Raw genomic sequence first — 6984 nt, 5'->3', positions numbered from 1 at the left:
ACCCGGGCGCGCCCCGCCGTCGGGCCTGCGGCTACCGGAGGCGTGTCAGGCCCTTCTTGAGGTTGCGGATCGCCTGCGCCGTGCGCTGCTCGTTCTCGATGAGCGCGAACCGCACGAACCCGTCGCCGCCCGGCCCGAACCCCACGCCCGGCGAGACCGCGACGTCGCACTCCTCGATCACGTGCGTCGCGAACTCGATCGAGCCCATCTCGCGGTATGGCTCCGGGATGCGCGCCCACGCGAACATGGTGCCCTTCGGCCGGTGGGTGTCCCAGCCGATGCGGTCCAGCCCGTCGCACAGCGTGTTGCGCCGCGACTCGTAGACCGCCGAGACCTCCGTGGGGAAGTCGAGGGCCTCGTTGAGCGTCACGGTCGCCGCGATCTGGATGGGCTGGAACGTGCCGTAGTCCAGGTAGGACTTGAGCTTGGCGAGCGCGCCCACCACGTCCGGGCGGCCCACGAGGAACGCCACGCGCCACCCGGCCATCGAGTAGGACTTGGTCATCGAGTACAGCTCGACCGCGACCTCCTTGGCACCGTCGCACTCCATGATCGAGGGCGGGCGCCAGCCGTCGAACGTCATGTCGGCGTACGCGAGGTCGTGCACCAGGACCACGTCGCGCTCGCGCGCCCAGTCGACCAGGCGCTGCAGGTCCTCCTTGGTCGCGACGGTCGTGGTCGGGTTGTGCGGGAAGGACAGCACGACGACCCGGGCCTTGGGCCACCCGTACTCCCACGACTCCATGACGCGGTCGATGTACCCGGACGCGTCCGTGCCGTCCCCGATCGCGACCTGCCGGGCGTCGGCCCCCGCGAAGTAGGGCCCCCAGATGTGGATGGGGTAGCTCGGCGTGGGGACGATCGCCGCGTCACCCGGCTGCAGCAGCACCCACATGAGGTGGCTGAACCCCTCCTTGGCGCCGATGGTCGAGATGATCTCGGTGTCCGGGTCGAGCGTCACGCCGAACCGGCGCTGGTACATGTCCGCGGCCGCCTGCCGCAGCTTGGGGATGCCGCGCGACGCCGAGTACCGGTGGTTGCGCGTGTTGTGGACCGCCTCCGCGAGCTTGTCGACCGCGACCTGCGGGCTCGGCAGGTCCGGGTTGCCGAAGCCCAGGTCGATCACGTCGCGCCCCGCGCGGCGCGCCTCGAGCTTGAGCGAGTCGATGATCGTGAAGACGTACGGGGGCAGGCCGGGGATCCGGCGGAACTCCATCTCGCGTGGCATCCCGGCAGGGTACGCCCGCCGGGGCGTGACGTGGTGCGCGTCCTGGCCCGCGGACGGGCCGTCCCGACGTGGGCCGGTCACCTCCCGGGCGACCAGCCGAGGTTGCGGGCCATCTGCTCGAGCGTGGCGATCGTCTGCTCGTACTGCTCGCGGCTGATCCCCTCGGCGAGCTGCTCCCGGGAGACCGAGACGGCGTCGAGGAGGTCGTGGTAGGCGTGCTGCCCGGCGACCGTCACCTCCCACCTGGCGCCCACCTGGGTCACCCACCCGCGCGCCTGCAGGTCCGCGATCTCGGCGCTCACCCCCGCCGCCTGGCCCGCGGGGCCGGACCCACCCACCGCGGTGAACGGCGACAGCACGCTGTCGACCGTCGTGGCGTCCCCGACGCCGTCGCGGATCATGTTGAGGACCTGCCAGTGGCGGCGGGTCAGGCCGGTCCGGTGGAAGACGTCGTCGAAGGACTGGTCGATCAGCCGGTCCACGAGCTTGAGCCAGTAGCCGACGGGCCGCTCGTCCGGGGCGCGCCCGGTCTGCTGCTCGGCGGTGCTCCCGCTCGGACGTCCGGTCGCGCCGGTCGTGCTCATGGTCGGCTCCTTCGCTCGGCCTCCGGCGGGCAGGCGGGCCCGCCGACTGGACCCAGCGTACGAACGACCTGGCGCCCCCGCCCCGTGAGCGGTCTGCCGGTGCGCGCCGCGGGGCTGTCCCGGGCCCGTCGTCCGGTGGCAGAGTGGGGCCATGACCAGCACCGACACGACCGCCTCCGGTCGCGCTCTGATCGTCGTCGACGTCCAGCCCACGTTCTGCGAGGGCGGTGAGCTCGCGGTCGTGGGCGGCGACGCCGTCGCCCACGCCATCGCGGGCTTCGCGGCCCAGCACCGTACGGCGTACGACCTCGTCGTGACCACCCAGGACTGGCACGTCGACCCCGGCCACCACTTCGCCACGGCCCCCGAGGTCCCCGACTACGTCGACACCTGGCCGCCGCACGGCCTGGCCGGCACCCCGAACGCCGAGCTGCACCCGGCCCTCGCGGACCTCGCCCCCGACGCGAGCGTCAAGAAGGGCGAGCACCAGGCGGCGTACTCGGGCTTCGAGGGGGTCGACGACGCGGGCCGCACCCTCGCGCAGATCCTCCAGGAGGCCGGGGTCTCGTCGGCCGACGTCGTCGGGATCGCCGAGTCGCACTGCGTCCGGGCGACCGCGCTCGACGCGCACGCGCTGGGGCTGGCGACACGCGTCCTGACCGACCTGACCGTGCCCGTCTCGGAGGAGCTCGGCCAGGCCGCCAGGGCCGAGCTCGCAGCGGCCGGCGTCACGCTGGTGCGGTCGACCGAGGCCTAGCAGCCCGCCGGGGCGGGCGCGGCCGCACGGTCGCGCCCGCCCGGGACGTCAGCCCTTGCGGGCCGCGAGCGCCGCCGCGTACACGTCGCGCTTGGGCACGCCGGCTGCCGTCGCGACCTCCGCGACGGCCTCCTTGAGCCGTTCCCCGGCCGCGACCCGGGCGAGGACCTCGGCCACGAGCTCCTCGACCGACACGGCCTCGCGCGCAGGAGCCCCGGCCACGACGATGCAGATCTCGCCGCGCAGCTGCCGCTCGGCGGCCTCCCTCGCGAGCTCGCCGAGCGTCCCCCGCAGGACCTCCTCGTACGTCTTGGTGAGCTCTCGGCACACGGCCGCCGGCCGGTCGGCGCCGAACCCCTCGGCCATCGCGGCGAGCGTGTCGTCGATGCGGTGCGGGGCCTCGAAGAACACCAGGGTCCGGGGCTCGCGCGCGAGCGCCTCGAACGCGCGCGCCCGCTCACCGGGCTTGCGCGGCGGGAAGCCCTCGAAGCAGAACCGGTCGGTCGGCAGGCCCGACAGCGCGAGCGCCGTGAGGACCGCGCTGGGGCCGGGGGCCGACGTGATGGGCAGGTCGCGCTCGACGGCCCGCGTCACGACGCGGTAGCCGGGGTCGGACACCGACGGCATCCCCGCGTCCGTCACGATCACGACCGTCCCACCCCCCTCGACGACGTCGAGCAGCTCGTCGGCACGCTCGACCTCGTTGTGCTCGTGGTAGCTCACGACGCGGCCGCCGATGTGCACGCCCATGCGCGCGGCGAGGGCGTGCAGGCGGCGCGTGTCCTCGGCCGCGACGACCGCGGACTCCGCCAGGAGGCGTCGCAGGCGCGGGCTCGCGTCCTCGACGTTCCCGATGGGCGTCGCGGCCAGGACCAGGTGCCCGTCGTCCTTGGCCCCGCGGCCCGGCGCCTCGGGCTCGGCGTCCGCGAGAGCCTCGCCCGCCCCGTCCTGCCCGACGGCGCCGCTCACCCCGGGCGAGCGGCCCCCGCCCGGCTCGCCCACCTCGTCGGGGTGCGACGCGACGGGGACCGGTGCGGCGCCGTCGGGCACGGAGGCGGGTGAGGGCGTGGTGCGGGCGTTGCTCATACCCCCTAGCGTTCCACGTCCTACGATGGCCGACGTGCCCCAGCCTTCCTCGGACCCGACGCCGGCCGTCCCCGCCACCGTGCCCGACGACGCGCCGCCGACCCCGGGGCACGACGGCCACCTCCCGACGGAGCCCGCACGCGACCGCCTGCTCCGCACGCTGCTGGGCGCCCGCCGCCTCGCGCTGGGATCGACGCCCAAGGACAGGCTGTGGGGCTGGCTGGGACCCGCGCTCGTCGCGCTGCTCGCCGGCGGTCTGCGCCTGTGGGACCTGGGACGACCGGGCTCGCTCGTCTTCGACGAGACGTACTACGTCAAGCAGGCGTACACCCTGCTGCGCGTCGGCTTCGAGGCCAAGTGGCCCGACGAACCCAACCCCGCGTTCGAGGCCGGGAACGTCGACACGTTCCTGAGCACCGCCGACTACGTCGTCCACCCTCCCCTGGGCAAGTGGATGATCGCGGGCGGCATGCAGCTCTTCGGCGGCGCCGAGAACCCCTGGTCGTGGCGCATCTCGACCGCCCTGGTCGGGGTGCTCGCGGTCTTCCTGCTGGCCCGGATCGCCCGACGCCTCTTCGCGTCGACCGCGATGGGCGTCCTGGCGGGCGGGCTGCTCGCGATCGACGGCATGGCGATCGTGCACTCGCGCACGGGACTGCTCGACAACTTCCTCATGTTCTGGGTCCTGCTCGCGTTCGGCTTCCTGCTGCTGGACCGCGAGCAGGCGAGGCGCCGGCTCGCGGACCGGGTGGGGGCGCTCCTCGACTCGGGGCGGGAGGTCGGTCGCTACGGCCCCTGGCTGGGGTGGCGGTGGTGGCGCTTCGCAGCGGCCGTCTCGCTCGGCCTCGCGTGCGGCGTCAAGTGGTCCGGGCTCTACTTCCTCGCGGTCTTCGCCCTGCTGTCGGTGCTGTGGGACGCGAGCGCGCGTCGCGCCGTCGGGATCAAGCGGTGGTGGGAGGACGCCCTCCTGCTCGACGCGATCCCCGCCGCGCTCGTCATGCTGCCCACCGCGGCGCTCACCTACCTCGCCACCTGGTTCTCCTGGTTCCGCTCGCCGAGCTCCTACATGCGGGACTGGGCAGCGCAGAACCCGGGCGAGGGCGTCCGCTGGCTCCCCGAGGCGCTGCGCTCGCTGTGGGAGTACCACCTCAAGATGTGGGACTTCCACACGGGCCTCAGCGCCGAGCACACGTACGCCTCGAAGCCGATCGGGTGGATCGTCCAGTGGCGTCCGACGTCCTTCTACTACCGCGACGGGTCCGACGGCGTGACGGGCTGCGGGTACGACGAGTGCGCCCGTGCCATCACGTCGCTCGGCAACCCGGTCCTGTGGTGGTCGGCGGCGCTCGCGGTCGTCGCGACCGTCGTGCTCCTCGTGTGGCGCAAGGACTGGCGTGCCACGGCCGTGCTCAGCGGGCTCGTCGCGGGCTGGCTCCCCTGGTTCCTGTACCCCGACCGCACGATCTTCACGTTCTACGCGATCGTCTTCACCCCGTGGGTGGTCCTCGCGCTGGTCTACGTCGTGACGGTCCTGCTGGAGGGCACGGAACGCCGGATCACGGCCCGCGGCTGGGTCGTCTGGGGGGTCACGGCGCTGGTCACGGTGATCGTGGCCCTGAGCATCTTCTTCTACCCGATCTGGACGGCCATGAACATCCCCAAGTGGTTCTGGCAGCTGCACATGTGGCTGCCGAGCTGGATCTGACCCGGCGCGGCGCCGAGCAGGCGGTCGTGGTCCGTCCTCGGAGGGTCGGACCACGGCCGGCTGCTAGGCGCCCGGGCGGCTACGCCCAGTCGACCTGCGGCGTCTCGTGGAACACGAGACCGTCACGACGCCAGGTCGCCGCCTCGGTCACGACACGGCGGCGGTAGTCCTCCCAGTCCTTGCGCTCGGGCGCGGTCCAGGCGACCTCCGCCACGGCGGACAGGCGCGGCAGCAGCATCGCGAGGAGCTCGTCCTGGGTGGAGAGCGTCTCGGTCCAGATCGCGGCCTCGACGCCCACGACCTGGTCCGCGGGCAGACCCTCGATGACGGTCGCGGGGTCCCAGTCGTACGCGGTGCGCAGCTCGATCAGGCCCGCCCAGTCCTGGCCCAGGGGGTACTCCGCGGTGTACTTCATGTCGAGGTAGGCACGGTTGCCGGGCGACATGATGAAGCGCGACCCGCGCTCGGCCGCGGCCAGGAACGGTGCGCTGTCGACGCGGTTGTCCCAGTACTGGACGAGGGTCTCGGGTCGGGTCTCGGCCTGCGCGGCCTCCTGCCAGGCGACGACCTTCTTGCCGGTCTCCAGCACGATCTCCTCGAGCAGCCCGATGAACTTCGCGTACTCCTCGGCCCCGAGCGTCAGCGCCTCGTCGCCGCCGACGTGGATGTAGTCGCCGTCGGTGATCGCGGCGACGTCGGTGAGGACGTCGCGCAGGAAGGGCTCGGTCGCGGGCAGGTCGTACGTCAGCTGGGAGAAGCCGACCTCGATCCCCTCGTACTTGGCAGTAGGCACGCCGTCGGCCCGGAGCTCGCCGTAGACGGCGGTCGCGGCGTTGGTGTGACCGGGCAGGTCGATCTCGGGGACGACGGTCACGAACCGGTCCGCGGCGTAGTCCTGCAGGCGGCGGAAGTCGGCCAGGCTCAGGTGACCGCCGGCCTTGCCGCTCGTCGAGGTGTCGGACGACAGCTTGGCGAGCTCGGGGCGCGACGGCATCTCGATGCGCCAGCCCTGGTCGTCGGTCAGGTGCAGGTGCAGGACGTTGAGCTTGTACGACGCGAGGACGTCGACCACGAGCTCGAGCTGCGCGAGGGGGAAGAAGTTGCGGGCGACGTCGAACGAGAGACCGCGCCAGGCGTAGCGCGGGGCGTCGTGCACGACGACGGCGCTCACCTCGGCTCCGCGCTCGCCCTCGGTCACGAGGCGGCGCAGGGACTGCACGGCGTCGAACAGGCCGACAGGCTCGACGGCCGTCAGCACGGCGCCGGCCTCGCTGACCTCGATCGAGTGCCGCTCGGGGCTCGTGGCCCCTGCGGGCCCCGCGTCCTCGGCGAGGCGCAGGACGATGGCGGGGGCGCCGTCGGGCAGGGCGGGCGCCACCGCGACCGGTGTGCCCGCCGCGCGGGTCAGGACGTCGGCGGCGTACGCGGCGACACGCTGCTCGGCGGGGGACGGCCCGGCGACGAGGACGGTCCCCTCGAGCGGGAGCGCGCCTCCCCCTGCCGGGGACTCGATGTGCAGGGGCTGGGGGATGATGGCGACCATCGGGGTACCTCGTCGTCGTGGTGTCTCGACCCGACCCGTGTCGAATCGATTCGGCTGTGCTGGCCGACATACCGTAACCGG

At 73.2% G+C, this 6984-nt stretch carries 6 protein-coding genes; 2 read left to right on the top strand and 4 right to left on the bottom strand.

Annotated elements, in window-relative coordinates; genetic code table 11:
- Positions 1-31: 31 nt before the first annotated feature.
- Both NHG27_RS16690 and NHG27_RS16685 read right to left on the bottom strand, forming a co-directional pair.
- The gene (locus NHG27_RS16690; RefSeq protein ID WP_497017039.1) at positions 32-1228 is read right to left on the bottom strand and encodes an aminotransferase class I/II-fold pyridoxal phosphate-dependent enzyme; all 1197 of its coding nucleotides are present in this window, start codon (positions 1226-1228) and stop codon (positions 32-34) included.
- Positions 1229-1305: 77 nt separating this feature from the next.
- Positions 1306-1812, bottom strand: coding sequence for a MarR family winged helix-turn-helix transcriptional regulator (locus NHG27_RS16685; RefSeq protein ID WP_193719002.1), 507 nt, complete (start codon positions 1810-1812; stop codon positions 1306-1308).
- A gap of 151 nt (positions 1813-1963) precedes the next feature.
- On the opposite strand from NHG27_RS16685, the gene NHG27_RS16680 reads away from it, so the two are divergent.
- Positions 1964-2569 carry an isochorismatase family protein gene (locus NHG27_RS16680; RefSeq protein WP_497017038.1) on the top strand — a complete coding sequence of 202 codons (606 nt, stop codon included), beginning with the start codon at positions 1964-1966 and terminating at the stop codon, positions 2567-2569.
- A gap of 48 nt (positions 2570-2617) precedes the next feature.
- Here the strand turns inward: NHG27_RS16680 and rsmI are convergent, their stop codons facing one another.
- Positions 2618-3655, bottom strand: coding sequence for a 16S rRNA (cytidine(1402)-2'-O)-methyltransferase (rsmI, locus tag NHG27_RS16675; protein WP_497017037.1), 1038 nt, complete (start codon positions 3653-3655; stop codon positions 2618-2620).
- A gap of 25 nt (positions 3656-3680) precedes the next feature.
- On the opposite strand from rsmI, the gene NHG27_RS16670 reads away from it, so the two are divergent.
- Positions 3681-5360 (top strand): dolichyl-phosphate-mannose--protein mannosyltransferase, encoded by a 1680-nt coding sequence (locus NHG27_RS16670; protein WP_497017036.1) that lies wholly within the window; start codon positions 3681-3683, stop codon positions 5358-5360.
- A gap of 79 nt (positions 5361-5439) precedes the next feature.
- Here the strand turns inward: NHG27_RS16670 and NHG27_RS16665 are convergent, their stop codons facing one another.
- Positions 5440-6903 (bottom strand): beta-N-acetylhexosaminidase, encoded by a 1464-nt coding sequence (locus NHG27_RS16665; protein WP_497017035.1) that lies wholly within the window; start codon positions 6901-6903, stop codon positions 5440-5442.
- Positions 6904-6984 lie beyond the last annotated feature (81 nt).

The organism is Oerskovia sp. 140933 (assembly GCF_059651515.1).
The sequence above is the reverse complement of the archived record's forward strand: the minus strand, read 5'-3'. Positions and strand labels throughout refer to the sequence as shown.

What these genes read in the sequence shown, in the direction of transcription:
- NHG27_RS16690 (WP_497017039.1), bottom strand. Translation starts at nt 1,228, where the DNA reads ATGCCACGCGAGATGGAGTTCCGCCGGATCCCCGGCCTGCCCCCGTAC.
- NHG27_RS16685 (WP_193719002.1), bottom strand. Translation starts at nt 1,812, where the DNA reads ATGAGCACGACCGGCGCGACCGGACGTCCGAGCGGGAGCACCGCCGAG.
- NHG27_RS16680 (WP_497017038.1), top strand. Translation starts at nt 1,964, where the DNA reads ATGACCAGCACCGACACGACCGCCTCCGGTCGCGCTCTGATCGTCGTC.
- rsmI (WP_497017037.1), bottom strand. Translation starts at nt 3,655, where the DNA reads ATGAGCAACGCCCGCACCACGCCCTCACCCGCCTCCGTGCCCGACGGC.
- NHG27_RS16670 (WP_497017036.1), top strand. Translation starts at nt 3,681, where the DNA reads ATGGCCGACGTGCCCCAGCCTTCCTCGGACCCGACGCCGGCCGTCCCC.
- NHG27_RS16665 (WP_497017035.1), bottom strand. Translation starts at nt 6,903, where the DNA reads ATGGTCGCCATCATCCCCCAGCCCCTGCACATCGAGTCCCCGGCAGGG.